The sequence below is a fragment of the Flaviramulus sp. BrNp1-15 genome, from assembly GCF_022259695.1.
In the GTDB taxonomy this organism is placed as follows: Bacteria; Bacteroidota; Bacteroidia; order Flavobacteriales; family Flavobacteriaceae; genus BrNp1-15.
In genome coordinates this window covers 1,144,451-1,168,465 of sequence record NZ_CP092099.1, presented here as the reverse complement: position 1 = coordinate 1,168,465, position 24,015 = coordinate 1,144,451, and the positions used below count along the sequence as shown (strand labels likewise).

Here is a 24,015-nt window from a genome sequence, read left to right as displayed (position 1 = left end):
ATTACTTTTGTAATTGTTTTAAAAATTCTTGTACAATTTTAAAATCGTCAAAATCAAATCTTTCTCCTTTAATTTCCTGATAGGTTTCATGACCTTTTCCAGCAATTAAAATGATATCGTTTGGCTGCGCCAATTGACAAGCTGTTTTTATAGCCTGTTTTCTGTCTGTTATAGACATTGTTTTTTTATAATTTTGAGGCTCTACACCTTTCTCTATGTCTTCTATAATGGTTTCAGGAACTTCACTTCTTGGATTATCGCTGGTAAAAATTACTTTAGTACTTAAAGCCGATGCAATATGTCCCATTTTTGGGCGCTTGGTTTTATCTCTATCTCCACCACAGCCAACAACAGTGATTAACTCTTCATTTTTAGTACGAATACTATTTATGGTTTCTAACACATTTTTAAGTGCATCAGGTGTGTGTGCATAATCAACTATTGCAGTGATTTTTTCGTCTGAAATTAAATATTGAAAACGTCCGCTTACACTTTCTAAATCGCTTATTAATCGGAGTATTTCTACTTTTTCAAGCCCTAATAATTCTGCAGTAGCATAAATAGCTAAAACGTTATATGCATTAAAATTTCCAATAAGCCTTGTCCAAACTTCACTATCGTTTACTTTAAGCAATAAGCCTCCAAACTGATTTTCTAATATTTGAGATTTATAATCGGCATACTGTTTTAAGGCGTAGGTGTACTTTCTGGCTTTGGTATTTTGCAGCATCACCAAACCATTTTTATCATCAACATTTACAAGCGCAAAAGCTTTTTCTGACAACTCATCAAAAAACTTCTTTTTTACATCTCTATATTCTGCAAATGAATTATGATAATCTAAATGATCATGCGAGAGGTTTGTGAATATACCACCTTCAAAATGCAAACCTTCGGTTCTATATTGATGAATACCGTGGGAGCTTACTTCCATAAAACAAAACTCAACTCCAGCCGCATTCATTTCATTTAGATAGGTATTAATAGTTAATGAATCTGGCGTAGTATGTGTTGCCTTATATTCTGTATTATCAACCATAATTTTTACGGTAGACAATAACCCCACTTTATATCCTGCTTTTTTAAATAACTGATACAGTAAACTAGCTACAGTTGTTTTTCCGTTTGTACCTGTAACACCAACCAGTCTTAAATTTTCTGATGGATTATCGTAATAATTTGAAGCTATAATAGCTAAGGCTTTACTAGAATTATCAACCTCTACATAAGTAATACCTTCTGCAAGATGATTTGGCAACACCTCACAAACAATACTTTTTGCTCCATTTTTTATAGCCGTATCTATAAACTTATGTCCGTCTGCAACAAGACCTTTAATAGCCACAAATAAATCGCCACTTTTGATTTTACGAGAATCAAAATGTACAGCAATCACATCTATATTAGTACTTCCAACAACCGCGTTGATAGTTACCTTATACAATATGTCTTTTAATACTATCATGAAGCGGTTAGTACTACGGTTTGATTATTCTTTAATTCTGTATTCTTATCAACAGATTGCGCTTTTACAACACCATTACCTTCTAATTTTACCCTAACATCTATCTGCATATTTTCTAGAAGCACCACAGCATCCATTGCTGGCATACCCACTAGATTTGGCATAATGGTTTTATACGTTTGAGCGGTTTTGTAAAAACCTTCATATTCATTTTCTACAGAAGCTATTTTAACATCAAGCGTTTCAACTTCATCTACAATAGGTGTGTCTATAAATATTTTTTGAGCTACTTTTTTAAACACAGGTCCCGAAACATCTGCACCATAATACCCAACACTTTTATCTGGCTCGTGTATAACCACAATGCATGAATATTTAGGATTATCTGCTGGAAAATACCCTGCGAACGATGAGATATAATTTAATTTCTCTTTATCCTTATAATCTTTTTGACAGGTTCCTGTTTTTCCTGCCATTGAGAAGTTATCAGAATACAACCTATGCCCTGTTCCATGTTCTTTTTCAACTACGTTTTTAAGAAGTTGTTGCAACTTTAAAATAGTTTCTTTAGAGCATATTTGTTTATTAATAACCTCTTCTTTAAAAGGCTCTACTACTCTATCAAATTCTTTAACCTCTCTTAAAAACCTAGGCTTTACCATAACACCATCATTCGCCACCGCGTTATAAAACGCTAGTGTTTGCAAAGGTGTAAATGAAACCCCGTAACCATAAGCCATCCATTGCAATGCAATACCACTCCAACGTCCATTTTTAATTCTAGGATCTGGAATAATTGGTTTTGGTTCACCTATAATTGGAAGATTTAAATCTTGATTAAGATTCATTTTGTACAACCTATCTACAAACTTTTCTGGCTGTTTTTTGTAAGCCTTATCAATTGCTTTTACAATACCCGTGTTAGATGAAACTTCAAAAGCCTCAGATATGGATATTTTACCATATCCACCATGCTTTGAGTCGCGAACTGATTTACCATAATATCTTACAATGCCTTTTTCAGTATCTACCACATCACTTGTATCTACCAACTTATCTTCAAAAGCAGCAGCCAAAGCCATTAGTTTAAACGTAGAACCTGACTCATGACTTTCTCCAACTGCATAATTTAGTCGTTCGTAATAATGACCATTTTTATTTCTTCCTAAATTTGAAATCGCACGAATTTCACCAGTTTTAGTTTCCATTACTACCACACAACCGTGGTCTGCTTTATATTTTTCAAGTTGCTCCAATAAAGCATGATGTGCAATATCTTGTATATTAACATCTATAGTTGTATAAACATCGTATCCATCTTGCGGTTCAACTTCATTAGCATCACTTAATGGTTTCCACTGCCCTTTTCCTATTTGCTGTTTTTTACGTTTTCCATCAACACCACGTAAATATTTCACCCCAAAAGCGCCATCAATACCCGGTCTTGTAACATTACCTTCTTCATCCCAACGCTCATAACCAATGGTTCTTTGTGCAATTCCACCCATTGGGTGTTCACGTTTTGTAGTTTGCTCTACAATTAAACCGCCTTTAAATGCACCAAGTTCCAGTAAAGGAAAATTTCGTAATCGTATGTAATCTGAATAGCCAATATTTCTAGCTAACAGATAATATCTATTTTTATTAGCTCTTGCTCGTCTTAAGTCTTTTTCAAGTTTTGCTGAAGATTTACCCGAATATTTTGAAAGCGAATCGCATAATGGCTTCAGATATTTTTCAAAAGTGTAAAGCGAAGGCGTTAAGGCATCAATTCTAATATCATATTTTGGAATTGAAGTTGCTAACAAATTACCATTTACAGAATACACATTTCCTCTATTTGCAGGTATCACTACATCTTTAACAACACGTTCTGTAGCAAGCGCTCTGTATTTATCACCTTGTATAAACTGAATACTTAGCAATTTAAATACCACAGCCACTCCGAAGATGAACATACATCCTGCAATAAAGTACAATCGGTTTAATATGTTTTTCTCGCTTACTGCCAAGAGTTAATTATCAGTTTTGGGTTTTTACTTTTATTTTTTTTGGTGGAATCACCGAAGGCGACAAGCCCTTTTCTTTCATTACACTAACTACATGCGACTCCATTTTAAGCTTCATGAGTTTTGACCGCCCATCAACAAAGGCAGATCGCATTTCTTTTACTTCATTTTTTAATCGTGCAATTTCATATACTTTTTTATCTGCACTGTGTGAACTCGCTATCATAATTATAGCCAGACCAGAAATAACAAGGATGAATCTCCAGTTTTTAAAAGAATCATCGCTAACTAAAAAAGTACCTTTTAATATGTTGTATATGCTTTTTTTCATTTATAATTTCTCCGCAATTCTAAGCTTCGCACTTCTAGCCCTACTATTACTTTTTATCTCCTGTGCTGTTGGCACGATTAAACCATTTACTTTTTTTAAAGGCACCTCAAAGTTTCCAAACATATCGCGTTCCGGTTCTCCTTCAAACATGCCATTTCTTATAAATCGTTTTACCAATCTATCTTCAAGAGAGTGATAAGAAATAACACTTAACCGACCTCCTTTTTTTAAGATTTCTGGTGTTTGTTGCAAAAATTCTTTTAACGCTTCTAACTCTTGATTAACTTCAATTCTAATAGCTTGATATATTTGAGCCAACACTTTATTTTCATGCCTTGGTGGTAAAAACTTTTTTAACACACCCTTTAATTGCTCACTTGTTACAATTGGCTCTTTTTCTCTATGCTCTAAAATTAATCTTGCCATAGCTGGTGCAGCGCGTAGCTCTCCATATTCCGAAAACACTTGTTTTAACCGCTCTTCACTATATTCATTTACCACATGAAATGCCGATAATTCACTTTCCTGATTCATCCGCATATCTAAATCAGCTTCAAAACGTGTTGAAAAACCACGTTCTGCCACATCAAATTGATGTGAAGACACACCAAAATCTGCCAAAACCCCATCCACTTCTTTAACACCATAAAAACGCAAAAACCGTCTTATATGCCTGAAATTTTCATTTATTAAAGTAAATCTAGAATCATCAATAGCATTTTCAAGAGCATCTAAATCTTGATCGAAAGCAAACAACTTTCCTCTATCACTAAGACGTTTTAATATTTCTTTACTGTGACCACCACCACCAAAAGTGACATCCACATAAACCCCATCCGGATTAATATTTAACCCATCAACGGTTTCTTTTAAAAGTACAGGGTTATGATATTCCATGGTCATCATCATCTTGTCCCATTACTTCTTCAGCTAAATCAGCAAAATCAACAGCTGCATCATCAATAGCTTGTTCGTATAAATCTTTATCCCAGATTTCAATGATATTTATAGCAGAGGCCACCACTATATTTTTTGAAATATTTGCAAAAACCGTTAAATCCTTAGGCACTAACAAACGTCCATTCACATCAACCTCAACCATTTTAGCTCCCGCTGTAAATCTTCTAATAAAATCGTTGTTCTTTTTCTTGAACTTATTAAGCTTGTTCATTTTCTGCATGAGTATTTGCCACTCACCCATTGGATACAACTCTAAACATTTTTGAAACACCGAACGACGCAACACAAACCCATCTTGCAAAACTGAAGACAGTTGTTTTTTGATTGCAGCAGGCATCATTAATCTGCCTTTTGCATCAACTTTACAATCGTATGTGCCTGTTATTAAGTCCAAAGCGGTTTTCGAAAAATTAAATCTTTAAGTTTCAAATATATTGAAAAATTTACCACATATTACCACTTTGTACCACTTTGTTAATAAATTTTCGATTAAATACGGTTTATAATGCATTTTTAAACGCTTAATCAAGTGTCATTACTTAAAACCAACAGATTAAACCAAAAGGCTAACGAATATTTATATTGTTAACATCTTATTTTAAAATCATTATTTTCGCAACTTATTTTAAATGAATGCTCAATTTTGAATCATTCTTTTTAAGAGTATTTTTCAATTCATTAAAATGATTGAAATATGAATGAAATAACTATATTTGTTTTTAACGCAATGACTAACTAATTAATGGCGCATAGATTAAAAAAAGAAGGAAATTACAGTTACATTGAAGTAGGTGAAGGCACACCAATTATCGTCTTACATGGTCTTATGGGAGGCTTAAGTAACTTTAGTGAAGTATCGGATTATTTTAGTAAAAAAGGGTACAAAATTATTATACCAGAGTTACCAATTTACTCCATGTCTTTACTAAAAACCAATGTAAAAAGCTTCTCTAAATACTTACACGATTTTATAATATTTAAAGGCTATAATGAAGTTATTTTGTTAGGAAATTCGTTAGGTGGTCATATAGGTTTATACCACACAAAATTGTTCCCTGAAACGGTAAAAGCATTAATTATTACAGGAAGTTCTGGACTTTACGAAAGTGCTATGGGAGGAGGATACACAAAACGTAGCGATTACGAAGTAATTAAAAAGAAGGCACAGGAAGTATTTTACGATCCTGCTGTTGCAACCAAAGAAATTGTTGACGAAGTATACGAAACGGTTAACGACCGTCATAAACTCATAAAAACATTAGCTATTGCTAAGAGCGCGATTAGACATAATATGGCAAAAGATTTACCTCATATGCATGTGCCAACTTGTATTATTTGGGGAAAAAATGACACTGTAACACCCCCAGAAGTTGCCGAAGAATTTAATATGCTATTACCAGATTCTGATTTGTTTTGGATTGATAAATGTGGGCATGCCGCTATGATGGAACACCCAGAAGAGTTTAATAAGATACTAGATAATTGGCTGCAAAAAAGAGAGTTTTAGTCAATAATTAATTTTAACAAACTACTCAATAAGAATAATTTTTCTTTAAAATTAATATAGATGCATATTAAATCTGCCGAATTTGTTATGAGTAACTCTGATGTGGCTAAATGCCCCAATAGCAGATTGCCAGAATATGCTTTTATTGGCAGAAGTAACGTTGGCAAATCTTCGCTTATAAATATGCTAACTAGCCGAAAAAGTTTAGCAAAAACTTCGGGAAGACCAGGTAAAACACAGCTTATAAATCATTTTTTAATTAATAAAAACTGGCATTTAGTAGATTTACCAGGCTATGGTTATGCGCGTGTTTCAAAAAGCTCAAAAAAAACCTTTCAAAAGTTTATTACCCAATATTTTGCAATGCGTGAGCAATTGGTAACCGCTTTTGTTTTGGTAGATATTAGACATAAACCACAACCTATAGATTTAGAATTCATGCAATGGTTAGGCGAAAATGGTATTCCGTTTTCAATAATATTTACAAAAGCTGATAAGTTAAAACCAAAAGCTATTGAAAACCATGTTGAGGATTATAAAAATATACTTTTAGAAACCTGGGAAGACATGCCTAATTACTTTATTACTTCTTCATCTAAAGACATTGGTAAAGATGAAGTTTTGGGTTATATTGATACATTAAATGAGAATATGAATTTAGACACTCATTAACCCAAACTTTTTAATATATTTTTATTTGTCTGAAAAATCATCTAGATTTATAGGTATATAAACGAAATAAACGCACTAGTGTGCTTATTCGCATGTTACCACACATACCAAGAAACCTATGGAATATAAATATCAAGTTGCTTTGTCATTTGCAGGAGAAGACAGAGAATACGTTAATAAAGTAGCGGAATTATTAAAAGAAAACGGAATTAGTGTTTTCTATGATAAGTTTGAGCAAGTTGACCTTTGGGGAAAAGACCTTGGAATTCATTTCGATTATATTTATAGGCGACAATCTCAATATTTCATTCCTTTTATTTCCGAGAATTACGAGAAAAAAATATGGACGAATTATGAAGTGAGAACTGCAATTGCCCGAGCAATAGAAAATAAAGAAGAATATATCTTACCTGTTAGATTTGATGACACAGAACTTCCTGGAATTCGCTCAACTCTTGGGTATTTGGACATACGAAATTTATCGGAAGAAGAATTAGCAAATGCTATAATCCAAAAATTAGGTGCTGAACCGAATATTCCACTTCCTGAAAAGAATGAACCAAAATCCCAAAAAAGTATTTACCTCTCGACTTATATTGAGGCGAGTGAATTTTATGGAATAGTTGGAGTAAATATTGGAGTGACAGTCACTAACCAAATAAACGGATTTAGATACTTCGGACCACCAATTTTTAAATTATCCAAACCCTATGTTGGAAATGCTGATACTTTTCAACTTTTTGACGCTATGCAACAAATCTCATTTCCGAAAAGAATGGAATACGGAGAACAATATCAGATAAATTATAAACTTAAAAAGGGATTTATTGATTCAATGAGAGAATTTAGAGGACAAGATGTAACTTTAACAGCATTCGTTTCAACAACTGTTGGAGAAAAATTTCACTCTAATGAAATGAATATTGATATGTTATTTTCAACCGAAAAAGAATAAGTACGTGTGGTAACAATGTATAACCGCAATTACGGCGGATTCGACTCCGTCCGAATCCACTCGGAATTGCTAAAGTCAGTGCTAAACCGAAAAATAACGCATATAAACCCGTAACTGACGGTTATACGAGACCGTTGGCAACAAGCTAAAAAATGGACATAGAATATTTACCAAATAAAGGTTTTATACTTAATTCTCTCAAATTTGAATGGAATAACGAACGAAATTCGGTTAGAGAAAAATTAGGAATGAAACATAAGGAAGAAGACAAAATAATTGACGTCGCTGAATTTTTTGATGGAGATGAAAGTATGAATATTCATCAAAAGAGAGATGTTTATGAAAATCTGAATTCGAAAAAAGATATGCTGTTTTTGAATTACGACAAGGATAATCGATTAAGAGACTTAGAAGTCCATTATGGTTTTGACATATTAATTGACAATATTCGACTTGATTTTGGAACCGAAATCACTGACTTAATTAAACAGTTTAAAAATATCGGAACTGAATACTCGGAAACAGAAAAAGGAAATTATTTTTTACCAAAATTAAAAATAACGATAGCCGATAGTGAATCAATGGGCGGAGATGGAACTGGATTAGCTTATTTTTATGCGACTTCTGATATTAGCCATTTAACGGAATAAAAAAAGTAAGTTGACAACACCTTATAAAAAAATTGCTAGTTTTAGCTAAACCAAAGTTTGTTGGTCGTTTGCATGCTTCTGATTTTCCTTCGGAAAATCCTCGCTTACAAATCCATAACTTTTTCATATAACACCCCCTAAACAAAATTTCAAGCCTAACTCTTCACATCCAAAGCATCACGCAACGCATTACCAATAAGCATAAATGCCATAACCAAACTCATAATGCAAAGCCCAGGTATAATGGCTAAATACGGTTTACCAAGTATAATATAATTGTAATGATCTTTTATCATAGCACCCCAACTTGCCATGGGTGGTTGTGCACCAATACCTAAAAAACTAAGCCCGCTTTCTATTAAAATAGCTGCTGCAAAATTAGCTGCAGAAATCACGATAACTGGCGCCATAATATTGGGCAATATATGTTTGGTTATAATTCTAAAATCATTAAAACCTAAAGCTCGTGCTGCAGTTACATATTGCATTTCTTTAGCGCTAATTATTTGTCCGCGTACTACTCTGGCCACCTCAACCCACATAGTTAAACCTACAGCAATAAACACTTGCCAAAAACCTTTACCTAAAGCTAATGTAATAGCTATAACCAATAATAAAGTTGGAATAGACCAAGTAACATTAATAATCCACATAATAACAGCATCTACTTTCCCGCCAAAATACCCTGCAACGCTTCCCATAAAAATACCAATTACTAACGAAATAAAAACCGCTACAAAACCTATAAAAAATGATATTCTGGCGCCTACCAAAACTCTGCTTAATAAATCGCGACCATACTTATCGGTTCCAAAAAGAAAGGTTTTTTCTTTAATAAAATCTTCAACTTTGTTATCTGGAAACGAACTAATATTTATAGTTTTTTCTGCACCTTCCAATCCATCAGATGCATATTCTCTATACGTTAAAATATCATTTTTAATAGTATAATCTGTAATAGGAACTTCGGTTGCTGTATTCTTTTTTCCAAAGAAAATTTCACTTAAAAAACTTTGATTAGATTCTAATTGCGATGGAATTGTAAGCATCGTTATTTTAAACCTAGGTTTTCGGGAGTGAATAGCCAAATGCATTTGGTTGGCATGTTGGGAATCGTCTGGTGCAAAAAGATAAGCAAACACAGAAATTACTCCAACCAATACAATGTAATAGAAACTAAAAACGCCCCAAAAGTTTAAAAAAAACTTCTGGAGCGCTAATTGTTTTAGTGAGTTTGATTTTTTACTCATACACCAAAGATGCTATTTTTTTACTGTAGCCGCAACTTTTTTAATAGGATATGATATTTTTAAATCTTCTAACACATTAAGTGCTTCTTCTACATAAACATCTTTACTTAAACTTTCGTGCCAACGCTTACGCTTTTCTTTTAAATCGGTTGTATCTTCTTCAAACAACGATTTTTCGTAGCCTGTAGATTCGAATGTTAAATTTGTTTGGTAGTTAGAAATGGCATCAAAACGTTTTGCTTCTTCTTCATTTAATTCAAGCTTTTCTTTATATTTTGAGTAGTTTAAAGAAAATACCGTTTCATCTATTTTACTTTTTACCCATTTAGCATTTTCTTCAATAAGTTTAAGTTGCTCATTGTTACTCATACGCTCTTCACTCTTTTTTATTGTAGTATCATAGTCAAAGTAGTTTTCCCATGGCGTATAAACTGCTGCATCAATTTCATCCCAAGGTAATGGGTTTTCTTTATCCTTTTCACCTACATCAATAAAACTAAAACGCCCAGGAACTTTTACATCACTCTTCACACCTTCTAACTGCACCGAACCTCCATTAATTCTGTAATACTTTTGAGTAGTTAAGGCTAAAGCACCTAAATCGCCACTTGTATTACTTCTTAACATATTGTTCAAATTAATTACATTTTGAACTGTTCCTTTTCCATAGGTTTGTTTACTACCTATAATAATAGCACGTTTATAATCTTGCATTGCAGCCGCCATAATTTCTGAAGCTGAAGCTGAAATTTCGTTAACTAAAATAACTAAAGGGCCATCCCAAGCAATAGATTTATCTCTATCTTTTAAAACCTCTTTAGCTTTACCTGTAGAACGCACTTGCACCACAGGACCTTCTTCTATAAATAAACCTGCCATATCTACAACTGCTGGCAATGATCCACCTCCATTATTACGTAAGTCTAACACCAAGCCTTCCATTCCTTCGGCTTTTAAACGCTCAATTTCCAACTTAACATCTTTAGCTGCATTAACATTTTTGTAATCTTGAAAATCTACATAAAACGCTGGTAAATTTATGATGCCGAACTTCATATTATCTTTATTTACTATTGATGATTTTGCATAAGTTTCAACCAACTCTACAATATCTCTAGTAATGGTAATGTCTTTTATAGTGCCATCAACCTTTTTAACGGTTAAGGTTACTTTTGTTCCTTTTGGGCCTTTAATATATTTTATAGCATCGTTAATTCGCATGCCAACAATATCAACCGCAACTTCTTCGTCTTCTTGCTTTACTTTTAAAATGATATCTTCAACTTCAAGTTCTTCACTTCTCCAAGCTGGACCTCCAGAAATAAGTTCAACCACTTTAATGTAATCCATTCGCTTTTGTAATCTGGCACCAATTCCTTCTAATTTACCAGACATACGCTGATCGAAACCTTCCTTATCTCTAGGTGCTAAATAATATGTATGTGGGTCGAATTCCTCTACAATAGTATTTACATAAACAGCAAACCAATCTTCACGTGTTTGGTCATCAATGTAATCTTCAAAAAAGATATTCAATGTTTTTAATGTAGCTTCTCGCGCTTCTTTTTCAATTTCAGCATCAGTCTTCATTACATAAGATGGATCGTTTTTCTTTGCTAGTCTTTCTTGTTCATACAAATCATCATAGTTTGAAAGTGTAGAAAACTTAAGCTGTTTTCTCCAACGTTCTCTCATTTGCTTTTTGTTTTTTGGAAACTCACTATTTTCATAATTCGTATCAAAATATTCATCTTTTGTATAATCAAAAGGTTGCGATAATATCTCTTTGTAGATTTGTTTAGCTTCTTCAAAACGTTTTAGCATGCGCTCGTTAACAACGTTAAAAAATGTAATATCTGTGGCTTTTAGTTGATCATCAATAGTTAACTTAAATTTTTCAAAATCCTTATAATCAGATTCATAAAAATATCTTTTAACAGGATCTGTAACTTCTAAATAATCATTAAATAGTTCCTCAGAAAAAGCATCATCCAAAACAATTGGATCAAAATGACCCTCCTCAAGCACATACGTTATTATGCGAACCAATAATTTATCTTTATCTGGATCACTAAATTTTTTTGTAGTAAAACTACATGACGCAAATGCTAAAAGTAACAATAGCGACAATACCTTATAATTCATTTTCATAATATTCTTCATCTATTAAATAGTTTATTGCTCTAAAAAGCACGACATAATTTCTACTAAAATAAAGAAAAAACCATGCCAATAAAGGGAATCGCTACTAATTTTTTGTTAAAGCATAGAAATTAGCGGTTTCCTGTCTAAATTATGTATTTTAGCGATGCTTTTAAGTACAGTTTATGACAAAAAAACCACTTATACTAGTAACTAATGATGATGGTATTAATGCACCAGGTATTAGAACCTTAATTAGCGTAATGAATACCATTGGCGATGTAGTTGTAGTTGCTCCAGATAGCCCACAAAGTGGCATGGGACACGCTATTACGTTAAACTCTACACTTTATGCAGAACAGGTTTTTGTAGATGATGGACCGCAAAAAGAATACAGTTGTTCGGGAACACCTGCAGATTGTGTAAAACTAGCCATTAGAGAAATTCTAGACAGAAAGCCAGACCTTTGTGTTTCTGGTATTAATCATGGATCGAATTCATCAATAAATGTTATTTATTCTGGCACGATGAGTGCTGCGGTAGAAGCAGGTATAGAAGGCATTCCCGCCATTGGCTTTTCTTTATTAGACTATACATGGAATGCTAATTTTGAGGCTTCAAAACCTTATGTTGAAACCATTGCTAAAAATGTTTTAAAAGAAGGTTTGCCAAATGGTATTGTTTTAAATGTAAACATTCCTAATGTTTCTAAAAACAATATAAAAGGAATAAAAATTTCCAGACAAGCTAAAGCCAATTGGGTAGAAGAATTTGATAAACGTCAAACTCCAACTGGTAAAGATTATTATTGGTTAACAGGAAAATTTGTTAATTTAGATGGTGGTGAAGACACTGATGAGTGGGCTTTAGAAAACAACTATGTTTCCTTAGTACCTGTGCAATTTGATTTAACTGCTCATCACTTTATAAAAGCATTGAATACCTGGAATTTAAACGACACTGAAATAATTCAGCATAAATGAAAAAAGATATTTTTATAGGCATGTTTGTTGGTTTAATTGCCAATGCTATTGGTTTACTTTTAACTGCAACCCTATTAGGAAAAGGAGATGATTTTACCACAGTAATTAAAGCAGCCTCTAACGAAGGGTTTTTAGGAAAACTTATAAGCTTAGGGGCTATTTTAAACCTAATCGCCTTTTTTATTTTTATAAGAAAGAAACAAGATTACCGAGCAAGAGGCGTATTGCTAATTACTGTTTTTATAGCTGTTTTTACATTTGTTTTTAAACTTTTTTAAATTAATGTCCCCTCGAGCGCAGTCGAGAGGTTTATTTATAGTGTTTTTTAAAAAGAGGTCTCGACTGCGCTCGACCTGACAATAAAAATGAAGTATTACATTATTGCTGGGGAAGCATCGGGTGATTTACATGGCTCAAACCTAATGAAAGCATTGCAAAAAGTTGATGCAAATGCCGATATTAGATTTTGGGGTGGCGACCTTATGCAAGCTGTTGGTGGTAGTTTAGTAAAACATTACAAAGAGCGAGCTTTTATGGGTTTTATTGAGGTAATTATGAACCTTAATAAAATATTTAAAGACATTTCGTTTTGTAAAGAAGATATTAAAAAGTTTAATCCAGACGCTATTATTTTTATTGATAATTCTGGCTTTAACCTTCGAATTGCTAAATGGGCAAAACAAGAAGGTTTTAAAACCAATTATTACATTTCTCCGCAAGTTTGGGCATCTAGAGCCAGTAGAGTAAAAGCTATAAAGCGAGATATTGATGCCATGTATGTTATCCTACCTTTTGTAGAGCCTTTTTATAAAAAACACGATTACAATGTTACTTTTGTTGGCCACCCATTAATTGATGCTATTGCTAACAGAAACCAAGTTGATGAGTTTAAATTTAGAGAAGCACACAAATTAAGCAACAAACCTATAATTGCATTATTACCTGGAAGTAGAAAGCAAGAAATAACAAAAATGCTTTCTGTTATGCTTAGTTTAATTAATGAGTATCCAGATTATCAATTTGTAATTGCTGGCGCGCCTAGTCAGGATTATAGTTTTTATGAAACTTTTATAAAATCTAGTAACGTTAAATTTGTTTCTAATAAAACTTACGATTTATTAAGTATCTCACATGCTGCATTGGTAACTTCTGGAACCGCTACCCTTGAAACAGCCTTGTTTAAAGTTCCACAAGTGGTTTGTTATAAAGGAAGTGCTATTTCATATCATATTGCTAAACGCATAATAACTTTAAAATTTATTTCGTTAGTTAATTTGGTTATGGATAAGGAAGTTGTTACAGAGTTAATCCAAAATGACTTCAACAAAAAGAACCTAAAACGAGAGCTTGATAAAATTTTAAATTCTGAAACCAGAAAAAGGTTATTTTTAGATTATTACGACTTAGAAAAAACTTTGGGAGGAAAAGGCGCCAGTGAAAAAACAGCTGGTTTAATTTATAAATCTTTACAATCTTAATTTTTAAAATGAAAAAAATAGCTTTCTTTCTCATATTAATTTTGAGTTTTAGCAGTTGTAAATCTTCAAAACGAGCTAAAAACAAAAAAGCATCTTCAACAGAAATAGTTAAAAAAAGAAATAATAAAGAGATTGTAAAAAACACCGAGTCATCAAAGTCTAAAACTGAGCATATTATAGACTATGCTAAGCAATTTGAAGGTGTACGTTACAAGTGGGGCGGAACCACAAAAAAAGGAATGGATTGTTCTGGTTTAGTTTATGAGTCTTTTAGAGCTTATGATGTTATACTTCCCAGAATTTCTAGAGACATGGCAAAACGCGGTGATAAAATTTCTTTAAAAAATGTCAATAAAGGTGATTTACTTTTCTTTAAAACAGGAAATAGAAGGAACTCTATTAATCATGTGGGTTTAATTGTTTCTATTAGAAATAACAATATTGAATTTATACATGCCACCACTAGCAATGGCGTTATAACCTCTTGGTTAAACGAAACTTACTGGCTAAACGCATTTACAGAAGCACGCAGAATTTTATAAGATATTTCATATATTAGGAGTGTGCAACTTCTCAATTTCACAGTAATTAAATTAACCATTTGTCTTATTATAGGCATTATCATTGGTTATTTAGTTAACATTCCTTTAAACACTTCATTATATATTACCTCATTGCTTTTAGCAATTTTATTCATCTTTTATTTCATTGCAAAAAAACAATTTGTTAAAACCATTTGGTTTGGTGTTTTTGCTTTTATTTTAATGGTTTCTATTGGTATATTAACTACTAATATTCACAATCAAAGAAACTTTAAAAAGCATTACACAAATCAAGTTTCATTAGAAGAAGATTCGTTAAAAACAATAACCTTCAGGGTTAGAGAAGTTTTAAAATCTGGTAATTATTATGATAAATATGTTATTGATATTTTAAATATAAATAGCTCTACTACAAAAGGGAAATCGCTTTTAAATATTGAAAAAGACACTTTAAAACCCGCTTTAAAAGTTGACCAGATTCTTGTTACCAGAGCAGAATTTAAAGATTTAATTCACCCGTTAAACCCTCATCAATTTGATTACAAAAACTATTTAGAGAAAAAATATATTTATCACCAGTTATTCATAACAAATGAATCGCTTTTAAAAGTTAACTCTAATACTCATACTTTGTTTGGGGTTGCAAATAACATTCGTGAATTTATTAATAACAAACTAAAACCTTACCATTTTAAACCAAATGAATTAGCAATTATTAACGCTCTTTTATTAGGGCAAAGACAGGATATTAGTGAAGAAGTTTACTCTAGCTACACCAATGCTGGAGCGATACATATTCTGGCTGTTTCTGGATTGCATGTGGGTATTATTTTAATCATTCTAAGCTTTATTTTCAAACCTTTAGAACGCTTTAAACACGGAAAACTAATTAAAACCATTTTACTTGTAAGTATTCTGTGGAGTTTTGCATTAATAGCAGGTTTATCGGCTTCTGTTACACGAGCTGTAACCATGTTTAGTATTGTTGCTATTGCTCTAAATCTTAAAAGACCAACCAACATTTATAACACACTAGCCATTTCTATGTTTGTTATTTTACTTTTCAAACCTTTGTTTTTATTCGATGTTGGGTTTCAGTTAAGTTATTTGGCTGTTTATGCTATTGTGGCCATTGACCCAATTTTATATAATTTATGGCGACCTAAAAATTGGTTTCTAGATAAATATTGGCACACATTTACCATAACAGTGTCTGCGCAATTTGGGATTATACCAGTTAGCTTGTTTTATTTCCATCAGTTTCCGAGTTTATTTTTTGTATCAAATTTAGTTATTATTCCTTTTTTAGGAATTATTCTGGGTTTAGGTATATTGGTTATTCTGTTAGCTACGCTGAACATTTTACCTTACTTTTTAGCCAATTTTTATGGTTCCATTATTGGTGTAATGAATGATTTTGTAAGCTGGATTTCTCAACAAGAGTCCTTTTTATTTAAAGATATTTCTTTTAGCCTTTTATATGTTTTAGCGTCTTACTTTTTAATTATTTCCTTTATTCGATTAATTATAAAAAAGAACTATTCAACATTAAGATTATTTTTAGTTTCAATATTGATTCTTCAAATAGCCTTTATTTACACTCAAAATAAAAAACCTGAAAATGAATTAATTGTATATCACAAAAGCAGATATAGCCTTTTAGGAAACACGCTTAATAATAAAATAATTATAGCACATGACTTTGATAGTGTTACCAAACTAACTAATAACATCATAAAAGATTATTCTGTTGGAAATCATATCAAAACCATAGAAGAAGATACACTTCAGAATTTTTATCTGCTTAATAACAAAAAACTTTTGATTGTTGATAGCTTGGGTATTTACAATATAAAATCTTTTAAACCCGACTACGTATTACTTAGGCAATCGCCGAAAATAAATTTGAATCGATTAATAGATTCCATAAAACCTAAGCAAATTATTGCTGATGGCAGTAATTATAAATCGTACGTTGAGCGCTGGGAAACTATTTGCAGAAAACGAAAACTCCCTTTTCACCAAACTAGTAAAAAGGGAGCTTATATTATAAAATATTAAAATTACTTCTAGTTGTTTTTAACAATACCATTAGCTACTTCTAGCCATTTTTCTGCGCCACCTCGAACATAGCCTGTGCTTCCAAGCGTATTTAAGTTCTTCTTGCCTTCTGATGTTTTTTCTGGTCTTGCAAAATATACGGTTGGATAACCTCTTACTTTAAACATTTTTTGCATTTGATAATTCTGAGCTTTAAGCGTTGCTTCTTGAGGAGTCCTTCTTGGAAAATCAAGTTCAACTAAAACTACATTATCTTTCGCCCATTTTTCAAAATCTGGTGTTTTAAGCACTTCATTTTGTAACTTAATGCACCATCCACACCAATCTGAACCTGTAAAGAACAACAGCAAATCTTTATTTTCGTTAGTTGCAATTTCAAAAGCTTTATTCATATCTGTATGCCATGTTACAGTTTCCTGAGCAATAGTATTAACCGATGTAAATACAAATAAAACTAATGTGAATAATATTTTTTTCATTGACTGATTCTTAGTTTTCAAAACTGAATATGCTTTATTTTATCCTTTAAATTCTGCTTGAAAAGCATTGTAATAATTATTAAACTCCTCTTGAGTTTTAATGCTTTTATGATCGTCTTTTTTAAACATTTTTAAATACAACTCCAGTTGAGTTGGTGTTTGATAACCTTTTAAGGGCGTTATTACATCTCCATTTTCATCAAAAAATACAATTGTTGGATATGCACTTACTTGAAAATATCGTGCTAAATCGTGTGGAGAATTACGTTTATTAGCATTTGCAGGATTGTAATTAGGGTTAGCAAACGATTGGTCTTTATAATTAACTACCTCATCTCCTTCTCCATTAAATTTTACAGCGTAATAATGATTATTAATGTAATCTGCTACTTCTTCATGTTGAAATGTGTTTTTATCAAGCATTTTACATGGTCCACACCAATTGGTATAAATATCCATTATAATTTTTTTAGGTTCTTTTTTTTGAAGCGCTATAGCATCTTCTAAAGATAGCCATTTAATTTCTTGAGCCGTTGCATAAACTGTTGTAAAAACAGCTAGAAGCATAATATAAATTGTTCTTTTCATAGTAGATTTAGTTACAAAAGTTGTTCCGAACTTACAAAAAATGCTCCTTTTAGGAGCATTTTAAATTATTTTTTAACATTTTTTCGATTAACGAACACCGTGCATTAGCTTTTTAATTACTGGCTTCATTACTATTGCAAATACAGCTACGACTAGTGAAACTATTGTTAGTACCCAAAAGAAATAACTAATTCCGTTTTCATTTGCTACTTTATCAATGTTTTCCCCAAATACTCCAGCACCTTTCATTCCAATTGCTACTGCTAAATACCAAACTCCAAACATAAAAGCTATCATTCTTGCTGGTACCAATTTACTAACATAAGATAAACCAACTGGAGAAATACACAATTCTCCCATGGTATGAAATAAATACACTAAAATAAGCCATATAATACTCACTGAAGCTGTTTTAGCACCAGGTTCAATTCCCATAGCTCCAAATGCAACACATGCCATACCCAAACCTAACAATAACATGCCTATTCCATATTTAGCATTGGCTGAAGGATTATATTTGCTCTCCCACCACTTTGAAAACAATGGCGCTAATGTGATTATGAACAAAGAATTTAAAACACTAAACCAGGAAGCAGGAATTTCTAACTCTTCGTCTTTTAATTGGTCTAACAACATCCAAATTGCAATTCCCCAAACAATTATAAAACTTAAGCTTAAAACTATATTAGCCCATTTATACTTAGCAAAAGTTTGTTTGAACAATAAATATAAAACCCAAGTAATAATTGCTAACGGAATAATTGTCATTGCAGCATTAACTACTCTAAAAATAATTGCTGAAGACCCATCTAAAGTTCTATCAGTGTAATCTCTTGCAAAAATGGTTAATGTCCCCGGTGATTGCTCAAAAATTGCCCAAAAGAATACAGATAAAAGTGCAAAAAAGGATACTGCTATTAATTTTTCTCTAGTTATTTTAGAGTATTGGGTAAATCTGTAAATTAACAATAAAAGAAATAACCCTAAAGCTGTTAAAATGGCTATATTATTTCCATTATCACCTAAAAAAGAAAATATATTAATTTTTCCTTCTGAAATTGTAGTTGCTGGGGCATTAATAATCCAAAACAATCCTAAAGTAACCATTAATATTATTAAGCCTAATTGCCATGTAGTAAATGGTACTCTTTTATCATTATCTAGAGCCTCTATTGAATTAGCATCATTTTTTTTAGGTTTTAAACCTATATTTCCAAAAATGTTTTGCGCCAACCAAAATTGAATTAAACCGAAAAGCATAAATATACCCGCTAAACCAAACCCTAGACTCCATCCCACTTTTTCTCCTAAATAACCACATAATAATATTCCCAAAAATGCACCTGCGTTTACACCCATGTAAAATATAGTATAAGCACCATCTTTTTTCTGAGGTCTATCTTTATACATTTCGGATATAATTGAGGTCATATTCGGTTTAAAAAAACCATTACCTATAACTAATAAACCTAATCCTAAATAAATTGACCACTGCGTTTCTACTGCCATAGATGCGTGACCAAGTGTCATTAATAATGCACCTACCAAAACAGCATATCTATAGCCAATTATTTTATCTGCAAAATAACCTCCCATCATGGTTGAGAGATACACTAATCCAACATAAGAACCAAATAACGCCATAGCATGTTCTCGTGGCCATCCCCAACCTTCATCCATTAATGAAGCAGTTAAGAATAACACTAATAATGCTCGCATTCCATAATATGAAAAGCGTTCCCACATTTCAGTGAAAAATAAAACGAATAATCCTGATGGATGTCCTAAAACAGTACTTTTAAAAAATTGATCGGTTGAGTTTTCTGCCATGATATTATAATTATTAAATCTTATTTCATTCTATTTTAATGTATTCCCTTCATTAACTTCTTTAATACAGGTACTAAAGCTAAAAGTACAACTGCACAACCTAATACTACATAGACTCCCCATTGCAGATAAACATCCACATAAGGGCTAATTTGTTCTGCCATAGAAGCATTTTCATCTAAATCTCCTACGCTTATTAATTTACCTATTTCAGTAGCAACTTTGTTCCCTACTGAATATGATAAAAACCAAGCACCCATTGTAAAGCCTACAATATCTGGTGGAGACAGTTTAGTAACCATAGATAATCCTACTGGAGATAAACACAATTCCCCTAGAGTGTGAAATAAGTACATAAAAACTATGGCCCAAACAATAATTGATTCACCTGATTCCATAGCAGATTTAGCACCTAAAACTATTATTAAAAAACCAATAGCTAATAATACTAAGGAATAAACAAATTTTAAAGGTGTACTAGGTTCTGCCTTTAGTTTATTTAACTTCATCCAAAGCCAAGCAAAGACAGGTGCAAAAATTATAATGAAAAAAGCGTTTAAGGCTTGGAATTGAGATGCGGGTATTTCAGAATTACCAATGGTTCGATCAACGAACCTATCTGTAATTAGTGTAAGCGAACCTCCCGCTTGCTCAAATAACGCCCAAAACATGGCATGAAACACAAATAGTATTAAAACCACTAATAATCTAGACCCATTTTCATATTTAGTACTTAAGTAAATAAGATATACTAATACAACAACAGTGATTCCCGACAGACCAATTTTAAATACATCATCATAACTAAATAAAATAGCCCATAATGGAACAGCAACAAGACTTAAAAGAATGATTATTTTATTAAGACTAAGTCCTGCGAAAAAACCTTGAGTATCATACTTTATATCTGGAACGAGACCTTTATCTCCAAAATATTTTAGATTTTTCCAAAAAACAAATAACCCAATAAACATTCCTATTCCTGCTAAACCAAAACCCCAATGCCAACCTACTTGTTCTCCTAAATAACCACAAGTTAATGCTGATAAGAAAGCCCCGACATTAATTCCCATATAAAAAATATTATAGGCTGGATCTTTTCTTGGATCGTCTTGTTTATAAAATTTTCCTAAAAAACTTGATATATTTGGTTTAAAGTACCCTGTTCCCACAACAATAAATGCTAGTGCAATAAAAAAGAAAAATTCATTGGTTTCGGCTATTAATCCTTGAGCCGCCAATGCTATGTGTCCTAAACTGATTAAAACACCACCCAATAAAATAGATTTTCTAAAACCTAAATACTTATCTGCCATCATACCCCCAATAATTGGACCTAGATAAATTGAAGCCGTATAAGTTCCATAAATAGCAAGCGATTTTACATCTGCCTCACCACTTGCTATTTGTTGAAAAACAACCTTAACCATATACAAAGTAAGTAGAGCTCGCATTCCATAATACGAAAAGCGCTCCCACATTTCAGCGAAAAAACAAACAAAAAGTGCTCTTGGATGAATTTTGCTATTAGCTTTTATAACTAGTGGTATCCATATTAAGCAAAAAATCCATCCGACAATCAATAATATTAATGCAAAATCCATATTCTATTCTTTTGTTTTTTTAGTCTTTAAAATTTATCCTTTAATTTTTACTTTTTCTTTTTGCTTAGTTTCTTCTTGCTTTACAATTTTATCTCCTAAGGTTTCATTGATAAAATGTGTCATTTTTTTGTATAAGTGAAGTCTAGTATTTCCACCATAAATTCCGTGATTTTTATCAGGATAAATAGCCCAATCAAATTGTTTATCTGCTTGAATTAAAGCTTCGGCTAAACGCATGGTATTTTGTAAATGCACATTATCATCACCTGAACCGTGAACTAAAAGAAAATCACCTTTTAATTTATCTACATGATTTATTGGAGAATTCTCATCGTAACCACTTGCATTCTCTTGTGGTGTTGTCATGTATCGTTCTGTATAAATAGTATCATAAAAACGCCAGCTACTTACTGGTGCTACTGCAATTGCCATTTTAAACACATCATTTCCTTTAAACAAACAATTACTACTCATAAAACCACCATAGCTCCAACCCCAAATACCCATTCTACTAGCATCAATATAAGGTAATTCGCCTAGTTGTTTTGCCGCTTGAATTTGGTCTTCAACCTCATATTTACCTAATTCATTTTGAGTCACTTTTTTGAAATCTGCACCTTTAAAACCTGTTCCTCTACCATCAACACATGCTATAATATACCCTTGTTGTGCTAATTGCTGGTACCAATAATCGTTCGCACTATTCCAACGATTAGCCACTTGTTGCGAACCAGGACCTGAATATTGATACATCAATAAAGGATATTGCTTATTCTCATCAAAATCGGCAGGTTTAATCATCCACATATTTAAATCGTTTCCGTTTACATGAATGGTACTGAATTCCTTTTTAGACGTTTTATATTCTGAAAGCTTTTGAGACAGTACATCATTATCTTTTATACTTTTGATAAGATTTCCTGAAGCAGAACTATTTAAAGTATATTCTGGTGGTGTTGTTGCACTTGAAAAGGTGTTAATGAAGTATGAGAAATCTGCACTAAAGGAAGCACTATTTGTTCCTTCACTTTTTGTAAGTCTGGTTTTGTTTCGCCCGTTTAATTTAATGGAATAAACATCACGATTAATAGAGCCATTTTCTACAGATTGGTAAAAAATAGTATTGTTTTTCTCATCATAACCATAATAATTAGTGACTTCCCAATTGCCTTTAGTAACTTGATTAATCAACTTTCCTGTTTTATCGTAATGATAAATATGATTGTAGCCGTCTTTCTCACTGGTCCAAATAAAACTATTATCCTTTAAAAAAGTTAAATTATCTGTTACGTCTATATAAGCTTTGTCTTTTTCAGCTAAAACTAAACTAGAGGTATTGGTTTTTGCATTTATCATCCATAAATCCAATTCGTTTTGATGACGATTCATGTACTGCGCACTTAAAACATTTGGATTGTTGGTCCATTTAATTCTTGGAATATAAAAATCGTTATATGCTTTGTCAACCTTCACTTCGCTTATTTCTTGAGTATCAAGATTACAAATATGTAAAGACACTAAAGAATTAGCTTCTCCTGCCTTAGGGTATTTAAAAACTTGTTGTGTTTGATAAAGCTCATTACCATATATATCCATAGAGAATTCTGGCACGTTAGTTTCATCAAATCGAATAAAAGCAATTTTGTTACTATCGGCATTCCAATCAAAAGCTCTTACAAAAGAAAATTCTTCTTCATAAACCCAATCGGTAATACCATTTATAATTTTATTGGTTTCACCATCAAAAGTTAGTTGTATGGTTTCAGCAGAAATTAAATCTTTTACATATAAATTATTATCTCTAGCAAAAGCTACTTTTTTCCCATCTGGTGAGAATGTTGGTTCTTGAATTTTTTCTTCAGCAATTAAATCTAAAGTCTCGTTTTTTACATCATAAACATAATAATTTCCTAATGATGAACGGCGATAAATAGATTCTTCGTTGGTTGCTAAAATTACTTTACTTTCATCTTTACTAAAGGTGTAATCTGTAAAATACGGAATGTCCTCAAGGTTTGCTGAAGTAACTAAAGTTTTAACTTTTTCAAGAGTTTTGTAATCGTAAATATCAATTGAAGTACTTCTTGTTGCTCTATCAAAATTTAAAACCGAATACTGCTGTCCATTGCCCATAGAGTGCAATGCATCCATATATTCTGTTCTAAAAGTTCCATTACTCCATATATCTTCGAGTGTAATCTCCTTAGTTTGAGCAGTTAAAATTGTAGATAAAAAAAGGCAAATGTAAAGGGAGAATTTAAGGTATTTCATCAGATAATTTCTATTCTTTTGTTTCTGTTAGATGTAACATCTACAAAACTAATTTTCAAAAGATCGATTGAAAATAATAGATGTTTCATCAAAAAAACTATTTAATTCTTAAAAGGGTGTCAAGTTTACTAAAAATTATGCAAAAAACCGCTAATATTAACACTTAAATACATGCGTTTAAATTTAAAATATTCAATTATCCTACTAAGAATAGTATCTTTGCGCTGCAAATAAACAT

Annotated in this window: 21 protein-coding genes; 9 read left to right on the top strand and 12 right to left on the bottom strand. The window is 32.0% G+C overall.

Going from position 1 to position 24,015, the window contains the following annotated elements:
* Position 1: 1 nt before the first annotated feature.
* The 5 genes from MBM09_RS05220 to mraZ all read right to left on the bottom strand — a co-directional run bounded on the left by MBM09_RS05220 (position 2) and on the right by mraZ (position 5,159).
* On the bottom strand, positions 2-1,465 hold the full coding sequence (locus MBM09_RS05220) for a UDP-N-acetylmuramoyl-L-alanyl-D-glutamate--2,6-diaminopimelate ligase (protein ID WP_238675790.1): 1,464 nt from the start codon (positions 1,463-1,465) through the stop codon (positions 2-4).
* Positions 1,462-3,423, bottom strand: coding sequence for a penicillin-binding protein (locus tag MBM09_RS05215; RefSeq protein WP_238676317.1), 1,962 nt, complete (start codon positions 3,421-3,423; stop codon positions 1,462-1,464). The genes MBM09_RS05220 and MBM09_RS05215 overlap by 4 nt, the downstream gene beginning before the upstream one ends.
* Before the next feature lie 64 nt (positions 3,424-3,487).
* Positions 3,488-3,805 carry an FtsL-like putative cell division protein gene (locus tag MBM09_RS05210; RefSeq protein ID WP_238675789.1) on the bottom strand — a complete coding sequence of 106 codons (318 nt, stop codon included), beginning with the start codon at positions 3,803-3,805 and terminating at the stop codon, positions 3,488-3,490.
* Entirely contained in the window at positions 3,806-4,702 is an 897-nt protein-coding gene (gene rsmH, locus MBM09_RS05205; protein WP_238675788.1) for a 16S rRNA (cytosine(1402)-N(4))-methyltransferase RsmH, read from the bottom strand.
* Entirely contained in the window at positions 4,689-5,159 is a 471-nt protein-coding gene (gene mraZ, locus MBM09_RS05200) for a division/cell wall cluster transcriptional repressor MraZ (protein WP_238675787.1), read from the bottom strand. The genes rsmH and mraZ overlap by 14 nt, the downstream gene beginning before the upstream one ends.
* 348 nt (positions 5,160-5,507) lie before the next feature.
* Between mraZ and MBM09_RS05195 the strand changes: the two genes are divergently transcribed.
* The 4 genes from MBM09_RS05195 (at position 5,508) to MBM09_RS05180 (ending at position 8,549) form a co-directional block, all read left to right on the top strand.
* Positions 5,508-6,272 carry an alpha/beta fold hydrolase gene (locus MBM09_RS05195; RefSeq protein ID WP_238675786.1) on the top strand — a complete coding sequence of 255 codons (765 nt, stop codon included), beginning with the start codon at positions 5,508-5,510 and terminating at the stop codon, positions 6,270-6,272.
* A gap of 60 nt (positions 6,273-6,332) precedes the next feature.
* Positions 6,333-6,944, top strand: coding sequence for a ribosome biogenesis GTP-binding protein YihA/YsxC (yihA, locus tag MBM09_RS05190; protein ID WP_238675785.1), 612 nt, complete (start codon positions 6,333-6,335; stop codon positions 6,942-6,944).
* A 118-nt stretch (positions 6,945-7,062) separates the two neighbouring features.
* A complete protein-coding gene (locus MBM09_RS05185; RefSeq protein ID WP_238675784.1) occupies positions 7,063-7,899 on the top strand; it encodes a toll/interleukin-1 receptor domain-containing protein in 837 nt (278 codons plus the stop codon).
* A 152-nt stretch (positions 7,900-8,051) separates the two neighbouring features.
* The gene (locus tag MBM09_RS05180; protein WP_238675783.1) at positions 8,052-8,549 is read left to right on the top strand and encodes a hypothetical protein; all 498 of its coding nucleotides are present in this window, start codon (positions 8,052-8,054) and stop codon (positions 8,547-8,549) included.
* 155 nt (positions 8,550-8,704) lie between these two features.
* Here MBM09_RS05180 and MBM09_RS05175 read toward each other — a convergent pair whose 3' ends face one another.
* Both MBM09_RS05175 and MBM09_RS05170 read right to left on the bottom strand, forming a co-directional pair.
* Positions 8,705-9,799 carry an ABC transporter permease gene (locus tag MBM09_RS05175; protein WP_238675782.1) on the bottom strand — a complete coding sequence of 365 codons (1,095 nt, stop codon included), beginning with the start codon at positions 9,797-9,799 and terminating at the stop codon, positions 8,705-8,707.
* Between the two features lie 12 nt (positions 9,800-9,811).
* Positions 9,812-11,950, bottom strand: coding sequence for a carboxy terminal-processing peptidase (locus MBM09_RS05170; protein WP_238676316.1), 2,139 nt, complete (start codon positions 11,948-11,950; stop codon positions 9,812-9,814).
* 176 nt (positions 11,951-12,126) lie between these two features.
* Here MBM09_RS05170 and surE point away from each other — a divergent pair, with 176 nt between their 5' ends.
* The 5 genes from surE to MBM09_RS05145 all read left to right on the top strand — a co-directional run bounded on the left by surE (position 12,127) and on the right by MBM09_RS05145 (position 17,005).
* The gene (gene surE / locus MBM09_RS05165; RefSeq protein WP_238675781.1) at positions 12,127-12,924 is read left to right on the top strand and encodes a 5'/3'-nucleotidase SurE; all 798 of its coding nucleotides are present in this window, start codon (positions 12,127-12,129) and stop codon (positions 12,922-12,924) included.
* A complete protein-coding gene (locus tag MBM09_RS05160; RefSeq protein WP_238675780.1) occupies positions 12,921-13,202 on the top strand; it encodes a hypothetical protein in 282 nt (93 codons plus the stop codon). Before surE ends, MBM09_RS05160 begins: the two co-directional genes overlap by 4 nt.
* A gap of 87 nt (positions 13,203-13,289) precedes the next feature.
* Positions 13,290-14,402, top strand: coding sequence for a lipid-A-disaccharide synthase (gene lpxB, locus MBM09_RS05155; protein WP_238675779.1), 1,113 nt, complete (start codon positions 13,290-13,292; stop codon positions 14,400-14,402).
* Between the two features lie 8 nt (positions 14,403-14,410).
* Positions 14,411-14,944 carry a C40 family peptidase gene (locus MBM09_RS05150; RefSeq protein ID WP_238675778.1) on the top strand — a complete coding sequence of 178 codons (534 nt, stop codon included), beginning with the start codon at positions 14,411-14,413 and terminating at the stop codon, positions 14,942-14,944.
* A gap of 21 nt (positions 14,945-14,965) precedes the next feature.
* Positions 14,966-17,005 carry a ComEC/Rec2 family competence protein gene (locus MBM09_RS05145; RefSeq protein ID WP_238675777.1) on the top strand — a complete coding sequence of 680 codons (2,040 nt, stop codon included), beginning with the start codon at positions 14,966-14,968 and terminating at the stop codon, positions 17,003-17,005.
* Positions 17,006-17,013: 8 nt separating this feature from the next.
* On the opposite strand, the gene MBM09_RS05140 is transcribed toward MBM09_RS05145, so the two are convergent.
* From MBM09_RS05140 to MBM09_RS05120, 5 genes are all read right to left on the bottom strand, one after another.
* Positions 17,014-17,484, bottom strand: coding sequence for a thioredoxin family protein (locus MBM09_RS05140; RefSeq protein WP_238675776.1), 471 nt, complete (start codon positions 17,482-17,484; stop codon positions 17,014-17,016).
* A 39-nt stretch (positions 17,485-17,523) separates the two neighbouring features.
* On the bottom strand, positions 17,524-18,072 hold the full coding sequence (locus MBM09_RS05135; RefSeq protein ID WP_238675775.1) for a thioredoxin fold domain-containing protein: 549 nt from the start codon (positions 18,070-18,072) through the stop codon (positions 17,524-17,526).
* Positions 18,073-18,159: 87 nt separating this feature from the next.
* Positions 18,160-19,902, bottom strand: coding sequence for a peptide MFS transporter (locus MBM09_RS05130; RefSeq protein ID WP_238675774.1), 1,743 nt, complete (start codon positions 19,900-19,902; stop codon positions 18,160-18,162).
* A 35-nt stretch (positions 19,903-19,937) separates the two neighbouring features.
* Positions 19,938-21,506 (bottom strand): peptide MFS transporter, encoded by a 1,569-nt coding sequence (locus MBM09_RS05125; RefSeq protein ID WP_238675773.1) that lies wholly within the window; start codon positions 21,504-21,506, stop codon positions 19,938-19,940.
* Between the two features lie 33 nt (positions 21,507-21,539).
* Complete coding sequence (locus MBM09_RS05120) at positions 21,540-23,777, bottom strand: S9 family peptidase (protein ID WP_238675772.1); 2,238 nt, start codon at positions 23,775-23,777, stop codon at positions 21,540-21,542.
* Positions 23,778-24,015: the final 238 nt, after the last annotated feature.

What these genes read in the sequence shown, in the direction of transcription:
- MBM09_RS05220 (WP_238675790.1), bottom strand. Translation starts at nt 1,465, where the DNA reads ATGATAGTATTAAAAGACATATTGTATAAGGTAACTATCAACGCGGTT.
- MBM09_RS05215 (WP_238676317.1), bottom strand. Translation starts at nt 3,423, where the DNA reads ATGTTCATCTTCGGAGTGGCTGTGGTATTTAAATTGCTAAGTATTCAG.
- MBM09_RS05210 (WP_238675789.1), bottom strand. Translation starts at nt 3,805, where the DNA reads ATGAAAAAAAGCATATACAACATATTAAAAGGTACTTTTTTAGTTAGC.
- rsmH (WP_238675788.1), bottom strand. Translation starts at nt 4,702, where the DNA reads ATGGAATATCATAACCCTGTACTTTTAAAAGAAACCGTTGATGGGTTA.
- MBM09_RS05195 (WP_238675786.1), top strand. Translation starts at nt 5,508, where the DNA reads ATGGCGCATAGATTAAAAAAAGAAGGAAATTACAGTTACATTGAAGTA.
- yihA (WP_238675785.1), top strand. Translation starts at nt 6,333, where the DNA reads ATGCATATTAAATCTGCCGAATTTGTTATGAGTAACTCTGATGTGGCT.
- MBM09_RS05185 (WP_238675784.1), top strand. Translation starts at nt 7,063, where the DNA reads ATGGAATATAAATATCAAGTTGCTTTGTCATTTGCAGGAGAAGACAGA.
- MBM09_RS05180 (WP_238675783.1), top strand. Translation starts at nt 8,052, where the DNA reads ATGGACATAGAATATTTACCAAATAAAGGTTTTATACTTAATTCTCTC.
- MBM09_RS05175 (WP_238675782.1), bottom strand. Translation starts at nt 9,799, where the DNA reads ATGAGTAAAAAATCAAACTCACTAAAACAATTAGCGCTCCAGAAGTTT.
- MBM09_RS05170 (WP_238676316.1), bottom strand. Translation starts at nt 11,950, where the DNA reads ATGAAAATGAATTATAAGGTATTGTCGCTATTGTTACTTTTAGCATTT.
- surE (WP_238675781.1), top strand. Translation starts at nt 12,127, where the DNA reads ATGACAAAAAAACCACTTATACTAGTAACTAATGATGATGGTATTAAT.
- MBM09_RS05160 (WP_238675780.1), top strand. Translation starts at nt 12,921, where the DNA reads ATGAAAAAAGATATTTTTATAGGCATGTTTGTTGGTTTAATTGCCAAT.
- lpxB (WP_238675779.1), top strand. Translation starts at nt 13,290, where the DNA reads ATGAAGTATTACATTATTGCTGGGGAAGCATCGGGTGATTTACATGGC.
- MBM09_RS05150 (WP_238675778.1), top strand. Translation starts at nt 14,411, where the DNA reads ATGAAAAAAATAGCTTTCTTTCTCATATTAATTTTGAGTTTTAGCAGT.
- MBM09_RS05140 (WP_238675776.1), bottom strand. Translation starts at nt 17,484, where the DNA reads ATGAAAAAAATATTATTCACATTAGTTTTATTTGTATTTACATCGGTT.
- MBM09_RS05135 (WP_238675775.1), bottom strand. Translation starts at nt 18,072, where the DNA reads ATGAAAAGAACAATTTATATTATGCTTCTAGCTGTTTTTACAACAGTT.
- MBM09_RS05130 (WP_238675774.1), bottom strand. Translation starts at nt 19,902, where the DNA reads ATGGCAGAAAACTCAACCGATCAATTTTTTAAAAGTACTGTTTTAGGA.
- MBM09_RS05125 (WP_238675773.1), bottom strand. Translation starts at nt 21,506, where the DNA reads ATGGATTTTGCATTAATATTATTGATTGTCGGATGGATTTTTTGCTTA.
- MBM09_RS05120 (WP_238675772.1), bottom strand. Translation starts at nt 23,777, where the DNA reads ATGAAATACCTTAAATTCTCCCTTTACATTTGCCTTTTTTTATCTACA.